This is a genomic window from Escherichia sp. AM3, assembly GCF_032029835.1.
Classification (GTDB): domain Bacteria; phylum Pseudomonadota; class Gammaproteobacteria; order Enterobacterales; family Enterobacteriaceae; genus Escherichia; species Escherichia coli.
Genome location: NZ_JAVUPQ010000593.1, coordinates 1 through 427, shown reverse-complemented (window position 1 = coordinate 427; position 427 = coordinate 1). Strand labels below are relative to the sequence as shown.

Here is a 427-nt window from a genome sequence, read left to right as displayed (position 1 = left end):
CAAGAACACTGGTCTGGAAAAAGGCTGAGTTCACGGTATCGTTTTTAATACGCTTCGCTTCGTCAGCAAGAAAAACTGTAATCTGGTTCTGTGCGCCCGGGCGGATATATTGCAGAAGCGCCTGATGTGAGGCATCGACGGTTTCTGATGAAACATTCAGACGGAGGGCAATAAATGACAGCGCCATCTGCTGTAAATAAGAGGCGTCGGCACTGTTCTGTGACACGGCAAAGGGGGCATTAAATGCCATTGGCGTCACGGCAGTGCGTTGCTCATTCTGAAGACGGTAGTTATTCACCCCCTGAATGACGTTAACAGAGAGGCTGAGAACAATAAGCACTGACATAAATATAAAGGCGATGGCCATTACACGACTGGTACTTAATCTGGCACCGAGTTCCATATAACAATCCAGGTATCAGGTCTA

General features: G+C 47.5%; 1 protein-coding gene. It reads right to left on the bottom strand.

The features are described from left to right. On the bottom strand, positions 1 to 403 hold a 403-nt coding region (gene traE, locus RTW80_RS27420), incomplete at its 3' end, for a type IV conjugative transfer system protein TraE (RefSeq protein ID WP_312721242.1). Between the last annotated feature and the right edge of the window lie 24 nt (positions 404 to 427).